This window comes from Vibrio sp. S234-5, assembly GCF_000960595.1.
In the GTDB taxonomy this organism is placed as follows: domain Bacteria; phylum Pseudomonadota; class Gammaproteobacteria; order Enterobacterales; family Vibrionaceae; genus Vibrio.
Genome location: NZ_JZAM01000209.1, coordinates 40,939 through 56,338, shown reverse-complemented (window position 1 = coordinate 56,338; position 15,400 = coordinate 40,939). Strand labels below are relative to the sequence as shown.

Sequence of the window (15,400 nt, the reverse complement as noted above, 5' to 3'; positions counted from 1 at the left end):
TGGTAAGTGAGAACAACTCCATGACGACAACGAATCAAGAGATGAGCTGGTGGAAAACCGCCACCATCTATCAGATCTATCCAAAAAGTTTCTGCGACAGTGGCGATAAAGGCACCGGTGATCTGCAAGGGATCATCAGCAAACTGGATTATCTGCAACACTTGGGTGTCGATGCTATTTGGCTCACACCCGTGTACCAATCACCGATGGTCGACAACGGTTATGATATTTCCGACTACTACGCCATCAACCCTGAATTTGGCACCATGGCAGACTTTGATGCCCTGCTCACACAGGCTCATGATCGCGGCATCCGAATCATTATGGATATCGTCGTGAACCATACCTCGACTGAGCATCATTGGTTCCAATCTGCGTTAGGGGACAAAAACAGCCCATACCGCGATTACTACATCTGGAAAGATCCGCAGGATGGCGGTGTGCCGAATAACTGGCAATCCAAGTTTGGCGGCAGCGCTTGGGCGTTGGACGAGAAAACCGGGCAATATTACCTGCATCTGTTTGCCAAAGAGCAAGCCGACTTGAACTGGGAAAACCCAGCGGTGCGGGAAGAGGTTAAGCAGGTGATTCGCTTTTGGGCAGAAAAAGGCGTCGATGGCTTCCGCCTTGATGTGATCAACCTGATTTCAAAGCAGCAGGATTTTTGCAGCGATGACGTCGGTGATGGGCGCCGTTTTTACACCGATGGCCCTCGGGTTCACGAGTATCTGCAAGAGATCAGTGCGGAAGTGTTTCAACAGCATGGCAGTGTTACGGTGGGCGAAATGTCGTCGACCACATTGGAGCATTGCCAGCGCTACTCCTCGCTCGATGGCAAAGAATTGTCGATGGTGTTTAACTTCCACCACTTGAAAGTGGATTACCCCAACGGGGAAAAATGGACCAAAGCACCGTTTGATTTTCTTCAGCTCAAACAGATCTTTAACCATTGGCAAACCGGGCTTAACGGAAAAGGCTGGGGCGCGATATTTTGGTGTAACCACGATCAGCCAAGAATTGTCAGCCGCCTCGGTGATGACCAGAGGTATCGAGTCGAGTCGGCGAAAATGCTCGCTGCGTCTGTGCACATGTTGCAAGGGACTCCTTACGTCTATCAAGGTGAAGAGATTGGTATGACCAACCCGGGCTACCGTCATATTAAGCAGTATCGTGACGTGGAAAGCACCAACATGTACCAAATCATGGTGCAGCAGCAAGGCGTGAGTCATGAGGAGATGATGGCGATTTTAGCGCAGAAATCTCGTGATAACTCGCGTACTCCAATGCAGTGGGATGGAAGTGAGAATGCAGGCTTCACACGTGGTAAGCCGTGGCTGGATGTCGCCAGCAATTATCCTGAAATCAATGCTCAAGCGGCGGTCGCGGATCTCGGCTCCGTGTTTTATTTCTACAAGCGTTTGATTGAGCTACGTAAGCAAGTGGCGGTGATTACCGATGGGGATTACTTGGATTTACTGCCAGAGCACAAGCAGGTTTTTGCTTACGCAAGACGCAACGCTAAGCAGCAGTTGATCTGTATCAACAACTATTACGGTGTGGATACCGAGTGCGTGCTCCCTGCGGATCTCGCCATGCAGCAGGCGAAATGTTTGCTGTCTAATTATCAGAATGTAGCCTCTGCGATGGCGTCTCATCATCAAATTCTCAGACCTTACGAGACACGGATTCTTCTGATTGAGTGCTAACCCCCAAAAGGCGACTCAAAAAAGGCTTGGTTCACCCAAGCCTTTTGTTTTTACAGCGGTAGCGAGTCCAACCATACAGTGTTCGTAGACAATGGCTTGCCATCCACAGCTAACCTTTCAGTTTGTTCTAAGATACCAAATGTTGGGTTGTACCAGAGAGCTGTGCTGCGTACAAATTTCGGTAACTCTTTCTCTGCACAGTTAAGAGTATAAGTGTCTGTATTAGTAATCGGTGCTGCTTCGATACGCTTATTTGCAATAGTAATGGTTTTCCGTTCACTAGTTTCAACTCTTTTTTGTTGCAAAATCAGCTTGCAAGAGGACTCATCGTCTAAATTACTCAACTCAGGGACATCGGCAAAATCAGCGAGTAATGTCTTTAATAGGGGGACTGAAAATGACAAAGTACTGCTGTTTGTAGTGTCACTCCACCCACTGATTTTATTGCCGTCCGTTTGGATCGTTTTCGAATATTGAAGCATGAGTGCCCGAGCTAATCTGTCGTTAGAAGGATTAGAAGAATCGGCAGACAAATCAATATAAAAATCGATTATCTCACGTAAATAACCATCGTTGCCAACATAGAAAATAGATTGACCATCTTTTGGGCCATCAGAGTTTGTTGTTCGGAAGAAGGTATTATTACCAGAATTAATCAGCGAGTTAAGCAAATTGATCAGCGGAGAATTATCTTCTTCCTGATCTAAAATCAGTTGTAAAAGGGAATCGCCACTGTGTTTTTCAAAGCGCACTGATAAGTCATCTTGCGTTACGCCATTGACCATCTGACTATAATGAAATTCCGCGGCGCTATTTGGAGAAAATTGAGAGTCGATAATTGGATAATCAAATCGAACTTCTGGTGGTTTGATGTCTGGTTTGCCGGATGATTCAGAAGAACTGCCGTTACATCCAGTAAGAGCAATAGCGGCGAGAGTCATAAGAGCGAAGTTTTTTAGCATACAAATAATATCCGGAATAAGTTTAAGTGATAGGCTGTATAAGATAGAGGGATTGTATGGGCCGTCGCTATCAGTTAGCAAAAAATAAACTGACACAGATAGTTATGAATGCTTAATTTATATTTAAGTTTTTGTTTTTAAAATGATATTTATCCTTTAAATAACCTGACCGATATTGCTGTTTTGGTGTGCTTAGGGAGTTTTAGATGGTGATCTTTGCAACTCAGTACCGATCTTCTCACAATACGCTTTAACCACCGGACGCCAAGTTTCAATCACGCTCGGATCATCTAAGTTGTTGCCCAATTTTTGCCAAGGTTGATAGCAAGTGTCAGACGATTCTGGCTGCGCCAAGCGTTCAAACAACTGCTCTGTCGATAAAATGCGTGAGAGCGCGACAATCGAGAGCATGTAGTTGAGACGAAATGGCTCTGTTTTTCCTTGTCGATGGGAAATATCCGACAGCAAGAGATAGATAAAGGCGTTGTCGATTCTCGAGCTGCCAACGGGAGTACGCAAAAAATCGTAGGCAGAATCAAAACTGCTGACTTTGAAATGGAGAATGCCCAGCCAAACGGTCAACTCCTCAGGCAATTGAGCGAAATAGGTTTGCAGTACTTCCAGCGCTCTTTTACGGGTATCCGTGTCTGTTTCAACCAGAGCGAAATACCTTGCAATATACAATGCGGTAAATTCATCGGTGGGTCTGATTTCACCCTCAGCCATGGCTTTATCTAACTGCTCGAGTTCTCCTTTATTCCTCAGTGCCCAGTCATAGCCCGTTGGTACGGGAAGGTTAAAAAAGCGCGCAATGTCTTGTTGTAGCGCCAGTAAACTGCTGCTGAGATCTTCAACATCCAGCAAATAAATGGCTTTAAACACCACCTTCTCTGATCTGGAAGACTGAATCCGTGCTTCAGCTTGGAGATGCTGTTGGTCTTGCGTGTCTTTTAAGCGAATGTTTAATACGTAGTCACTACGACGAACATTTTTGGCACCAGGGAAATAAGGGCCGTGTTCGAGTGGAGAAACGAAATAATCTGGCGAGTCCTGATTGACGATATCGGTGTATGGATACTCAATCTGTTGCTCTAAGATCAGTGCTTTGATCGCTTTGCGATGTGAGCTCGCTATAGGCCCAATGGCATCGACTCGATTGAGCAACAACTCTCGCAGTTGAATCGCTTGATGCTCACGCGCTTTTTCGATGGCTGTCTGCTTCTCATGCCAATAAAGGTAACTCAAGGTGCATGCGACTAGTGCGAATACGGCGCACAGCAAAGAGAGAAGACGTATTGTCTGGGGATAGCGTGAGAAAATTTTAGTCTCTGGTTGCGGGGAGGCGCTAGACGATGGTTCGGCAGCGGGATCAGGAGATGGCGTTTTCAGGGCGATATGACCCAAACTGAAGAAGTAACCTTTACGCGGATAAGTGACGAGGATCTTGGTGGCGTCTTCCGCGGGTAAGTGTTTCTGTAGCAGGGCTCTTAACGTTGAAATGCGGTTAGTAAGAACATTGCGCGAGATGAAATCGCTTTGCCAAATTGTCTGAATGATGGCGTCGGCAGAGAGAGGCTCACCGACATGGGTAAGAAGCAGTTCAACTAACTCGGCTGTTCTAGGTTCGAGATCGATGATTTCGTCGTCGAGAGCAAGCGTTCTGGTGATAGGGTCATATTCTAACTGGCTGATTAGAATATGACATTGTTGCTCTTTTGCTGTGGTTAAAAAGTCTTGCATCGCACTGGGTTACTTCATGAACACTGCTGATAGTGTATAGCACTTTCATAAGCCAAAACAGGACAACGCGTCATAAGCATGACGTCAAGAATAATTCACTTTGTAACGGTGGGGCTTATGATTCATGGCAAGCACTAGGTTTAAAGCAAAAGCACCGAGAATCGAGAGTAAAATCGTGTTTGGCGTGACAAAGAAAAACGAGGCCGTCAGAATTGCCGCATCAATCGCCATCTGAGATTTTCCTACCGAAATGCCGAATTTGTCCTGAACATAGAGACACAAGACATTAAAACCACCAAGACTGGAACGGTGACGAAACAAGATGAGCATTCCCAATCCCATGAAAAGGCCGCCAGCAATCGCGCAGTAGACCGGATGGATGTTATCGACAGAAATGACTAAATACAGGTTATCGGCAAAAATAGAGACTAAAGCGCCAGAAATCGCACTATTAAAAGCAAATCGTCTGCCATAACGTCGCCATGCAAGTAAATAGAAAGGGCAGTTGCTCAAAAAGTACAACAATCCAAACGTGAATGGAGTAAACTGGGACACCAGCAATGCGAGCCCCGTAGTGCCACCAGTGAGAAGATGTGCCGATTGCAGAAAGAAGACGCCTTGGGCGACCAGAAAGGTGCCGGTCAAGATAGCAATCCAGTCCTCTTTGTGTGAGTGTTTTTCCATCAGTTCCTAAATTTAATGCGCAATAAGGGGCGAGCATAGTAGTCAAAAGCTGATCTTTTCGGTAGCTAGACGACTAAAATTAGGGTAAACCTATGTAATTGTTGTTTTACAGGGTGTAAAACGAAAATATTGACAGTTGAAGTCGCATCCTTGTCATCATCATCGGTGAAGATGAATCTTCTCAAATGTCATCATGAAAAAACTGCATAAGAAAAGTGAACTTTTCTCTTTATGACCTGGATCAAATTATGTAGAATGCGCGCCATTACGGTGACGAAAACGTTTGCGTTGGGTCATTTGACAGTTTTTTTGCAACTTTCAGTCTAATCTGAGTCAGGAGATACAGATGCTTAAGCGTGATATGAACATCGCTGATTACGATCCGGAGCTATTCGCAGCTATCCAGGAAGAAACCCTTCGTCAGGAAGAGCACATCGAACTGATTGCTTCTGAAAACTACACCAGCCCACGTGTAATGGAAGCGCAAGGTTCTCAGCTAACCAACAAATACGCAGAAGGTTACCCAGGTAAGCGTTACTACGGCGGTTGTGAGTACGTTGATAAAGCAGAAGCTCTGGCGATTGAGCGTGCGTGCCAACTGTTCGGCTGTGAATACGCAAACGTCCAGCCGCACTCGGGATCTCAAGCGAACAGCGCGGTATACATGGCACTGCTTAACCCAGGCGATACCGTGTTGGGCATGAGCCTAGCGCACGGCGGTCACTTGACTCACGGTTCACCAGTTAACTTCTCTGGTAAACACTACAACGTCATCCCTTACGGCATTGATGAAGCAGGCCAAATCAATTACGACGAAATGGAAGCCCTTGCTTTTGAGCACAAACCGAAGATGATCATCGGTGGTTTCTCGGCTTACTCTCAAATTGTTGATTGGAAGCGCATGCGTGAAATCGCGGATAAAGTCGGTGCTTACCTGTTTGTCGATATGGCGCACGTTGCCGGCCTAATTGCGGCAGGCGTTTACCCAACACCCGTTCCACACGCGCACGTTGTGACCACCACAACACACAAAACGCTCGCTGGCCCTCGCGGTGGTTTGATTTTGTCAAACGCAGGCGAAGAGATGTACAAAAAACTGAACTCAGCGGTATTCCCTGGTGGTCAAGGTGGTCCTTTGATGCACGTGATCGCGGGTAAAGCGGTCGCATTTAAAGAAGCGATGGAACCTGAGTTCAAAGCCTACCAAGAGCGCGTGGTGAAAAATGCCAAAGCGATGGTGGCACAATTCCAAGCGCGTGGTTACAAAATCGTATCAAACGGCACTGAAAACCATCTGTTCCTTGTTGATCTGATCGACAAAGAGATCACGGGTAAAGATGCAGATGCCGCTTTGGGTGCAGCAAACATTACGGTAAACAAAAACTCAGTGCCAAACGATCCACGTAGCCCGTTTGTGACTTCTGGTATTCGCGTTGGTACGCCAGCGATCACTCGCCGTGGCTTTACTGAAGCCGATGCTACTAATCTGGCTGATTGGATGTGCGATGTGCTAGATAACATCGGTAATGATGATGTGATTGCAGCGACTAAAGCGAAAGTTTTAGAAATCTGTCAGCGTCTGCCAGTTTACGCATAAGTATTAAAGTAATAAGACAAAGGCTTCCCATGCGGAAGCCTTTTTGTTTACTCAGAAAGATCAATCGAATAGAGATTACTTCTCTTTCGAGATACTCAACAAAGAGCCTGATTTACACTGAAATGAGTAGTAGCTTGACGTCTCGCTAAATTTCCCCAACCCTTCACCATCACAATAATCGATATTGATGTCACGCATGGTGTTAAGCGTTTCTTCGCTGTTCAGCGCAAATTTTGCGCCATCGGCGCAGACAATACGTACACGACCATCTTTGCTCACTGAATAGATTTTGACTTCCGTGTTGCACAATTCAAAAGACGCTTCGCGATAATTATCTTGCGCGGTATTTTGCTGCGCACAACCCGCCAGTAGGGCAGTAGAGAGCAGAGCGATAAATCCAAACTTATTCATTCAATAAAATCCTTTGTGTTGGGAATGCCAATGAGCATAGTCAACCGAGATGATATGCACTTGCATCAAGCCTATATAAATGGCGCTGGGATGGCAACCCATAGCAAGGTTAAACCTCAGTGGCGCAGATAAGATGAGACAAATAAAAAGGCTGAACGTGATATACATTCAGCCTTTGCAACACTACGGACGGTTATTTGACTTCCAGCCCTTGTGCTTGCATATCCGCATGGTAAGAAGAGCGTACAAACGGTCCACAAGCGGCATGGGTAAAGCCCAGTTCTAACGCGATCTCTTTGAGTTCATCAAACTCTTCTGGTGGAACGTAACGTTCAACAGGGAGGTGATGGCGGCTTGGTGCCAAGTATTGGCCGAGTGTCAGCATGGTGACACCGTGCGCACGTAGATCTTTCAGTACTTCGATGATCTCTTCTTTGGTTTCACCTAAGCCCATCATCAGGCCTGATTTAGTCGGCACACTAGGATGCTGCTCTTTGAATTTCTTCAGCAAATCCAGTGACCACTGATAATTGGCACCTGGTCGCGCTTTACGGTAAAGACGCGGCGCGGTTTCCAAATTGTGGTTAAACACATCTGGCGGATTGTCTTTCAATGCCTCTAACGCAACGTCCATGCGGCCACGAAAGTCCGGTACCAGTGTTTCGATGCGAATGTGTGGATTGAGTGCGCGGATTTCTCGATTACAGTCGGCAAAGTGCTTCGCGCCGCCATCGCGTAGATCGTCACGGTCAACCGATGTCACCACCACGTACTTGAGCTTCATGTCGGCGATGGTCTTGGCTAACTTGGTCGGTTCTTCCGCTTCTGGTGGTAATGGTCGGCCATGAGCTACATCACAGAATGGGCAGCGACGGGTGCAGATTGCGCCCAAGATCATAAAGGTGGCGGTGCCGTGGTTAAAACATTCAGCAAGGTTAGGACAAGAAGCCTCTTCACAAACGGAATGGAGATTGTTTTTACGCATGGCCGCTTTGATGTCTTGAATACGTTGACTGTCAGAAGGCAGTTTAATCTTCATCCAAGCGGGCTTGCGCAACATCTCTTTCTGCTCAGTCGGCATGTTCTTGACTGGAATCAGGGCCATTTTGTCAGCGTCACGATATTTAACGCCTTTTTCCATCTGAATTGGTTTACTCATGCTTCTCTTACTTCTGCTTCTGTGCTGAATGTCACTTGCTCGTAACCAAGCAAATTGACCAGTTCTTTGATTAGTTGCTGCTCTATCGTTGCAAGTTCGTTGGGGCCTCCAAGCTCACTCACTTGGACCATTTCCATTCCTTGATAACCGCAAGGGTTGATACGCAGGAAAGGTGAGAGATCCATATTGACGTTGAGAGCCAAACCGTGAAATGAGCACCCTTTACGGATACGCAGGCCCAATGAGCAGATCTTTTTTCCATCCACGTAGACGCCCGGAGCATCCGGCCGTGCTGCAGAATCGATATTGTAGGCTTTTAGGGTATTAATTACGAGATTCTCTATCGTAGTGACGAGATCGCGCACCCCTAATTTTTTGCGACGAAGGTTAATCAAGAAGTAGACCACCAATTGCCCCGGTCCGTGATACGTGACCTGTCCGCCTCGATCACTTTGCACCACAGGAATATCTCCCGTGTTGAGCAAGTGCTCGATTTTCCCAGCTTGACCCTGAGTAAACACTGGGTTGTGTTCCACCAACCACACTTCGTCGCGGGTCTCTTCGCTGCGTTGGTCGGTGAATTGGTGCATCGCCTGCCAGACTGGGGAGTAGTCTTGTCTACCGAGGCGCTTTACTACCAGTTGATTGTGCATACTTTATCCTGTCGTCGCTTAATAAAGTTTTTGCATTATAAACCTGTTCAACAGTTTGAACTATATGTCTGTAACAGGTTTTTAACTCATTAGTGGAAATTTTTATATCTATCTATCTGATAAATATAAAGAAAGCAGCGAAATGCTGCTTTCAAAAAAAATTTAATCTATCAAAAAATTACAGAACCATGCGCACGATATCAATCTCACCCAGCTCTTTATACAGGGTTTCGACCTGTTCGATAGAGGTGGCGGTAATATTGATGGAAACGGAGTGGTAATTGCCCTTCGCACTCGGTTTGACCGCTGGGCTGTAGTCACCCGGCGCGTGACGCTGGATCACAGCCAGTACTTTTTCTGGTAGTTCAGGCTTAGCGTAACCCATGACCTTGTAGGTAAACGAACAAGGAAACTCAAGAAGATCTTTTAGTTTGGCGTCAGAGTTGATGGTTAGCATTGAGAATAACTCCAGGTTGATATTCGGTTGTGCGGGGCGAAATAGTACTGTCTATCGGTTTTGATCTCAAGAGTAATAAAGCCGCCCCAAAGGCGGCTTAAAATAACTCATTGTTTTATTTTAGAACAGGCTCTTGAGCAGCAGCACAATGTAATCCCATAGTCGGCTGAACAGGCTGCCTTCCTCGACTGTTTCCAATGCCATCAATGGATATTGCGCGACATCTTCGCCGTCGGCTTGATAGTAAAGCTTACCGACGATGTCACCTTTTTTGATTGGGGCTTGTAGCTCTTTCTCCAGTACAAAGCTAGCGGTGAGATTTTTTGCTTGTCCGCGTGGTAGGGTGACATAAGTATCTTCATTAACACCGAGCGCTAAGGTGTCTTTGTTGCCCATCCAGATTTTTTCTTCGACAAATGTTTCTCCCGCTTTGTGCGGTGCCACTGTTTCGAAAAAGCGGAAGCCGTAACTGAGCAGTTTCTTGCTCTCAGATTTACGGGCGTTCATATCTTTGGTGCCCATTACAACCGCGATCAAACGCATTTTGCCTTCGGTCGCTGAGCTGACCAGGCTGTAACCTGCGTTATCAGTATGGCCAGTTTTGATACCGTCCACGTTCATGCTTTTATCCCACAGCAGGCCGTTGCGGTTGTACTGAGTAATGCCGTTGTAAGTGAATTTTTTCTCAGCGTAAATACGGTACTCTTCGGGCACGTCACGGATCAGCGCTTGACCTAAAAGGGCCATATCATAAGGGGTTGAATAGAGGTTTGGGTTGTCTAGGCCATGCACGTTGGCGAAGTGGGTATTGCTCATGCCGATTGAGCTTGCCCAGGCATTCATCAAATCAACGAAAGCATCTTCTGAACCGGCAATGTGCTCTGCCATGGCGACACACGCATCGTTACCGGATTGAATAATGATGCCGCGGTTGAGATCTTTCACTTTGACCGTGGTACCGACCTCAATGAACATTTTTGACGAATCAGGGAAGTTTTTTGCCCAGGCGTTCTTGCTGATCACCACATCGTCTTCAAGGTTGATGTTTCCTCGGCCTAACTCTTGGCCAATGACATAGCTGGTCATCATTTTGGTCAGGCTGGCTGGCGAGAGTTTAGTGTCCATCTCTTTTTCAGCTAGAACCTTGCCTGAATGGTAATCCATTAGAACAAAACCTTTCGCGGCGATCTGTGGTGCGTCTGGAACCACGACGGGAGCAGCAGAAACTGAGTGAGCTAGCGTTGCAGAAAATGCAAGGGAAGAAACGAGAATAGATTTCACAAGTTTTGTCGTTTTGTTCATGGTAATTCTATTTTTTGGTTAATTGTCCATATCTTAACAGATTCGTACTGTAAGTCAGAGCGTCTAACACTAGAAAGTGTTGTGCCGTATGTCAACGTGCCACGGTGTACTTTTTGATGAAGGCGCTTTGGTAACCCGCTAACTTAACCTGATCGAGCAGTTGTTGCGTCAGAGAATAGTCAGTAAATGGCCCTAACATCAGCCTATGTGTCTCGTCGTTACTGTCGAGAAACGCCTCGACCTTGAGGCTTTGACTCAAATCTTGCGCTAAAGTTCGCGCTCTTTCCGCGGATTTTGAACTCAGCACTTGCACTGTGTAGCGTGGGTGATTTTGTAGCGATTTCGCATCGGTTGGTGGGGCAAACGTCAGCACTTCAATCTCAACATTCGCTGTGCCCGTTTTGAGCACGTCCAACTTATAGGCAGCGGCGTAGCTCAGATCGATGATCCTGCCTTCGTGGAACGGGCCGCGATCATTGACTCGCACTATGGTGCTTCTGCCGTTATCTTTATTGGTGGCTTTGACGTAACTAGGCAGTGGCAGGGTTTTGTGTGCGGCGGTCATCGAATACATGTCGTAGATCTCGCCGTTTGAGGTTAAATGCCCTTGAAATTTGGAGCCGTACCACGACGCAATGCCAGATTCGCGAAAGCCTTTGGCATCGCGAACGATCTTATACTCCTGACCTCGCAGCGTGTAGTCGCGATTTCCGCCCAAACTGTAAGGTTCGTAGCGAGGATGCGCATCTTCGATGTGCGCGACTGAAATGGGTTGTTCCGGCGCGACGTCCGATTCTAACGCGTAACGTCCGGTCGGTGCAGAGCTGCATCCTACCAATAAGATCATAGCAAAGCTGAGCAGCGATAAATGGGTCGAATAGTGCATTAGGTCGCCTTTGAGAATGCTTTACGATGGGTATGGATTGACATCAAAATGCCAAAACCGGCCATCAAGGTCACCATGGAAGTACCACCGTAGCTGATAAGGGGGAGCGGTACACCCACCACAGGCAATATCCCACTCACCATGCCGATGTTGACAAAAATATAGACGAAGAAACTGAGCACCACACTGCCTGCCATCATGCGGCCAAATGCGGTTTGCGCTTGCGAAGCCAAGTATAAGCCGCGGCCGATGATAAACAGATAAAGTGCGAGTAATAACAAGAAACCGACCATGCCCCACTCTTCGGCAATCACCGCAAAAATAAAGTCGGTATGGCGTTCTGGCAAGAACTCAAGCTGCGATTGGGTGCCTTGCAACCAACCTTTGCCCGAGATGCCGCCTGAGCCAATCGCTATCTTACTTTGAATGATGTGATAACCCGCGCCGAGCGGATCTGATTCTGGGTTAAACAGTGTTCGTACGCGGGTTTTCTGGTATTCGTGCATCAAGAAAAACCATAACACAGGTATGAATCCGCCCAGTGCGACCGCTGCTGCTGCGATAATGCGCCAACTGATGCCAGCAAGAAAGATAACAAAAATGCCTGATGCAGCAATGAGGATGGATGTACCTAGGTCGGGTTGTTTAGCGATCAAAATAGTCGGCACAAACACCATCGCCATGGCGATGCACAGTGTTTTGAACGTCGGAGGGAGAGGGCGACGTCCTATGTAACGCGCCACCATTAACGGGACGGCAAGCTTGAGCAGTTCTGAGGGCTGGAAACGGACAAAGCCGAGGTTGAGCCAGCGCTGTGCGCCTTTAGACGCTTCACCAAAGAACAGCACACCTAGCAGTAAAATGACGCCAGTGACAAACATCAATGGTGCTAGAGTTTCGTAGGTACGCGGCGACAGCTGCGCCAACACCAACATCACCACGGTGGCTAACACCATACGCATGGCTTGTCGGTCCATCATTGCCAAATTTTGTCCACTGGCGCTGTACATCACCACCAGGCCAAAGCCCATAAGAACAAAAATACCCAACAGCAATGGTAAATCGATATGCAGGCGTTCAAACATCGCCCGGTTTTTACCTGTGGATGGATCAAGCTTCATTATCGTTTGACCTCGTTGCTTTCTTTATCAAGCAGTGCTTTATCGAAAATCCGTCGCACGACCGGAGCGCCATTGGAGGAGCCACCGCCCGCATTTTCCAGTACCACGGTAACGATGACCTTAGGATCATTGAACGGAGCGAAACCAGTAAACAGAGCGTGATCACGTAAATGCTCAGCAATCTCATCGGCTTTGTACACTTCATCTTCCGCTAGGCCAAAAACCTGCGCGGTGCCAGATTTCCCCGCCGTCATGTAAGGCATATTGGCGAAATGGCGTCGCGCGGTGCCTTTTTTACCATGGTTGGCCAACCGCATCCCTTCTTTGGCTAGGCTCCAATACTTATCCGCCACGTTTTGAATCGGTGGAGAAGTTTCGTAGTCTGAGAGCTGACGAGTGTCGAATGCTTCGCCATTTTCAATCGTCGCGCGCAGCAGGTGAGGTGCGGTGACGTTGCCTTCTTTCACTAGCACGGAAGTCGCTTTAGCCAATTGCATTGGTGTCGCAGTCCAATAGCCCTGACCGATACCGACCGGAATGGTGTCGCCTTTGTACCACGGCGTTTTATGACGTGACATTTTCCAATCACGAGTGGGCATGTTGGCCTTACTTTCCTCAAAAATATCGATGCCGGTGTAGTCACCAAAACCAAACATGCTCATCCAATGCGACAGTGTGTCGATCCCCATATCGTAAGCGATTTGATAAAAGAAGGTATCGACTGACTCTTCAATCGATTGCACTAGGTTGACTCGGCCATGCCCCCAACGTAACCAGTCGCGAAACGCACGGGTGTCGGAGTTGGGGATGCGCCAATAGCCTGGATCGTTACGTGTAGTAGTCGGCGTGACAATGCCTTCTTGCAGCGCCGCAACCGCGATAAAGGGTTTCACCGTTGACGCGGGCGGGTAGATCCCTAAGGTAGTACGGTTGACTAGCGGGCGATTTTTGTCGTTGAGCAAATCGGCGTAGCCTTTGCCTGAGATGCCATGGACGAACGCATTCGGGTCATAGCTTGGGCTCGATACCATGGCCAGAATGCCGTTGTCTTTCGGATCGAGCACAATGGCGCTGCCGCGGCGGCCATCAAGTAGTTGATGGACATACAGCTGCAACTCAATATCAATATTCAGCACGATATCTTTGCCGGGAACTGGCGGGACAAACCTGAGGGTGCGGATCACGCGTCCACGGCTGTTGACTTCGACCTCTTGGTAGCCCGCCGTACCGTGTAATAAATCTTCGTAGTACTTCTCGATGCCGAGTTTACCGATGTCTCGTGTTGCCTGATAGTTGGCGTCTTTCTCTTCGTCAATCAGGCGCTGCATATCTCGGTCATTGATGCGAGAAACGTAACCAATAACGTGAGTTAACACTTCGCCGTAAGGGTAGTAGCGTTTGAGCGTGCCGCTCACTTCGACGCCGGGAAAACGGTATTGATTGACGGCAAACATCGCCACTTGTTCTTCCGTCAGTTGGGTGAGGATCGGCACCGATTTAAAACGTCGGGTGCGTTTACGCTCGCGCTCAAAGCGTTCAATTTGCTCTGGGGAAATATCGACAATCGTCTGCAGTTGCGCAATGGTTTCCTCCATGTTTTTGACTTTTTCAGGGGTGATCTCTAAGTCAAAAACCGGACGGTTTTCCGCCAGCAGCACGCCATTGCGGTCATAAATCAGGCCACGATTGGGGGCGATCGGAACAACTTTGATGCGGTTGTCGTTTGAGCGGGTTTGGTAATCTTGATATTGGTTGACTTGAATGTTGTACAAGTTAGCGACCAATACGCCCATCAAAGCGATGATGCCAATAAAAGAGACAACGGCACGACGGGCAAACAATCGTGCTTCGGCTTGGTAATCTCGTATCTGACTTCGGCGTTTCCGTATCATTAACGCAGGTTCTCAGGGTTAGACAGACAATTATTCACGGTGATAAGGGTGATTCGCCGTGATACTCCATGCTCGGTACAAGCTTTCCGCCATCACCACGCGAACCAGTGGGTGAGGCAATGTCAGGGGCGAGAGTGACCAGCTCTGCTCTGCTGCCGCTTTGCAAGCCGGAGCCAGACCTTCAGGGCCGCCGATCAGGATGGAAACATCGCGACTGTCGAGTTTCCAGGCTTCTAGCTGCTCGGCTAATTGTGGCGTGTCCCATCTTTTGCCGGGAATATCCAACGTCACGATGCGGTTGCCTTTGGGCACCGCGGCCAGCATCGCTTCGCCCTCTTTTTGTAAAATTCGTGCGATGTCGGCATTTTTCCCTCGTTTTCCCGCTGGGATCTCAATCAGTTCCAGTGGCATATCGTGCGGGAAACGGCGACGGTATTCTTGGAATCCTTCTTCGACCCATTTCGGCATTTTGGTGCCAACGGCGATGAGTTGAATCTTCAAACCATTAACCCCAAAGCTTTTCTAGTTGATAAAGTTGGCGCTGCTCTTCTTGCATTACGTGTAACATGGCGTCGCCCAGATCGAGAACGACCCATTCGCCTTCTTTCTCACCTTCCATGCCAAGTGGTGTCAGCCCCACTTTCTTCACTTCTTCTGCAACGTGATCAGCGATAGAAGAAACATGACGCTTCGAGTTTCCACTGCAGATGATCATAAAATCGGTCACACTCGATTTGCCCTCAACGTTGAGAACAACGATGTTCTCCGCTTTCATGTCGTCTGCTTTATCGGCCAAAAAGTCTTTCAGTTGTTCGCGAAGCACTCAAATT

Annotated in this window: 15 protein-coding genes; 2 read left to right on the top strand and 13 right to left on the bottom strand. The window is 47.9% G+C overall.

Features of this window, described 5'->3' with window-relative positions; genetic code table 11:
* The first annotated feature begins 20 nt into the window (after positions 1 to 20).
* A complete protein-coding gene (treC, locus tag UF06_RS12005) occupies positions 21 to 1,706 on the top strand; it encodes an alpha,alpha-phosphotrehalase (RefSeq protein WP_045570655.1) in 1,686 nt (561 codons plus the stop codon).
* A 50-nt stretch (positions 1,707 to 1,756) separates the two neighbouring features.
* On the opposite strand, the gene UF06_RS12000 is transcribed toward treC, so the two are convergent.
* From UF06_RS12000 to UF06_RS11990, 3 genes are all read right to left on the bottom strand, one after another.
* Positions 1,757 to 2,668, bottom strand: a complete 912-nt coding sequence (locus UF06_RS12000; protein WP_045570654.1) for a hypothetical protein — start codon at positions 2,666 to 2,668, stop codon at positions 1,757 to 1,759.
* Positions 2,669 to 2,860: 192 nt separating this feature from the next.
* Complete coding sequence (locus UF06_RS11995; protein WP_045570653.1) at positions 2,861 to 4,408, bottom strand: winged helix-turn-helix domain-containing protein; 1,548 nt, start codon at positions 4,406 to 4,408, stop codon at positions 2,861 to 2,863.
* A gap of 84 nt (positions 4,409 to 4,492) precedes the next feature.
* Positions 4,493 to 5,092, bottom strand: a complete 600-nt coding sequence (locus UF06_RS11990) for a YitT family protein (protein WP_039442517.1) — start codon at positions 5,090 to 5,092, stop codon at positions 4,493 to 4,495.
* Between the two features lie 346 nt (positions 5,093 to 5,438).
* On the opposite strand from UF06_RS11990, the gene glyA reads away from it, so the two are divergent.
* The gene (gene glyA / locus UF06_RS11985; protein WP_045570652.1) at positions 5,439 to 6,689 is read left to right on the top strand and encodes a serine hydroxymethyltransferase; all 1,251 of its coding nucleotides are present in this window, start codon (positions 5,439 to 5,441) and stop codon (positions 6,687 to 6,689) included.
* Positions 6,690 to 6,764: 75 nt separating this feature from the next.
* Here the strand turns inward: glyA and UF06_RS11980 are convergent, their stop codons facing one another.
* From UF06_RS11980 to rsfS, 10 genes are all read right to left on the bottom strand, one after another.
* Positions 6,765 to 7,100: a hypothetical protein gene (locus UF06_RS11980; RefSeq protein ID WP_039434173.1), complete on the bottom strand. Its 336-nt coding sequence runs from the start codon at positions 7,098 to 7,100 to the stop codon at positions 6,765 to 6,767.
* Between the two features lie 193 nt (positions 7,101 to 7,293).
* On the bottom strand, positions 7,294 to 8,259 hold the full coding sequence (gene lipA / locus UF06_RS11975; RefSeq protein ID WP_045570651.1) for a lipoyl synthase: 966 nt from the start codon (positions 8,257 to 8,259) through the stop codon (positions 7,294 to 7,296).
* Positions 8,256 to 8,912: a lipoyl(octanoyl) transferase LipB gene (lipB, locus tag UF06_RS11970; RefSeq protein WP_045570650.1), complete on the bottom strand. Its 657-nt coding sequence runs from the start codon at positions 8,910 to 8,912 to the stop codon at positions 8,256 to 8,258. Before lipB ends, lipA begins: the two co-directional genes overlap by 4 nt.
* Before the next feature lie 178 nt (positions 8,913 to 9,090).
* A complete protein-coding gene (gene ybeD, locus UF06_RS11965; protein ID WP_039424513.1) occupies positions 9,091 to 9,369 on the bottom strand; it encodes a DUF493 family protein YbeD in 279 nt (92 codons plus the stop codon).
* Positions 9,370 to 9,489: 120 nt separating this feature from the next.
* A complete protein-coding gene (locus UF06_RS11960) occupies positions 9,490 to 10,671 on the bottom strand; it encodes a serine hydrolase (RefSeq protein WP_045570649.1) in 1,182 nt (393 codons plus the stop codon).
* A 91-nt stretch (positions 10,672 to 10,762) separates the two neighbouring features.
* A complete protein-coding gene (locus UF06_RS11955; RefSeq protein ID WP_045570648.1) occupies positions 10,763 to 11,557 on the bottom strand; it encodes a septal ring lytic transglycosylase RlpA family protein in 795 nt (264 codons plus the stop codon).
* Entirely contained in the window at positions 11,557 to 12,678 is a 1,122-nt protein-coding gene (gene rodA, locus UF06_RS11950) for a rod shape-determining protein RodA (RefSeq protein ID WP_045570647.1), read from the bottom strand. Before rodA ends, UF06_RS11955 begins: the two co-directional genes overlap by 1 nt.
* Entirely contained in the window at positions 12,678 to 14,570 is a 1,893-nt protein-coding gene (gene mrdA, locus UF06_RS11945) for a penicillin-binding protein 2 (protein WP_045570646.1), read from the bottom strand. The genes rodA and mrdA overlap by 1 nt, the downstream gene beginning before the upstream one ends.
* Before the next feature lie 30 nt (positions 14,571 to 14,600).
* Positions 14,601 to 15,071, bottom strand: a complete 471-nt coding sequence (rlmH, locus tag UF06_RS11940) for a 23S rRNA (pseudouridine(1915)-N(3))-methyltransferase RlmH (RefSeq protein WP_039424527.1) — start codon at positions 15,069 to 15,071, stop codon at positions 14,601 to 14,603.
* Between the two features lie 4 nt (positions 15,072 to 15,075).
* A complete protein-coding gene (gene rsfS / locus UF06_RS11935; protein ID WP_039424530.1) occupies positions 15,076 to 15,393 on the bottom strand; it encodes a ribosome silencing factor in 318 nt (105 codons plus the stop codon).
* Positions 15,394 to 15,400 lie beyond the last annotated feature (7 nt).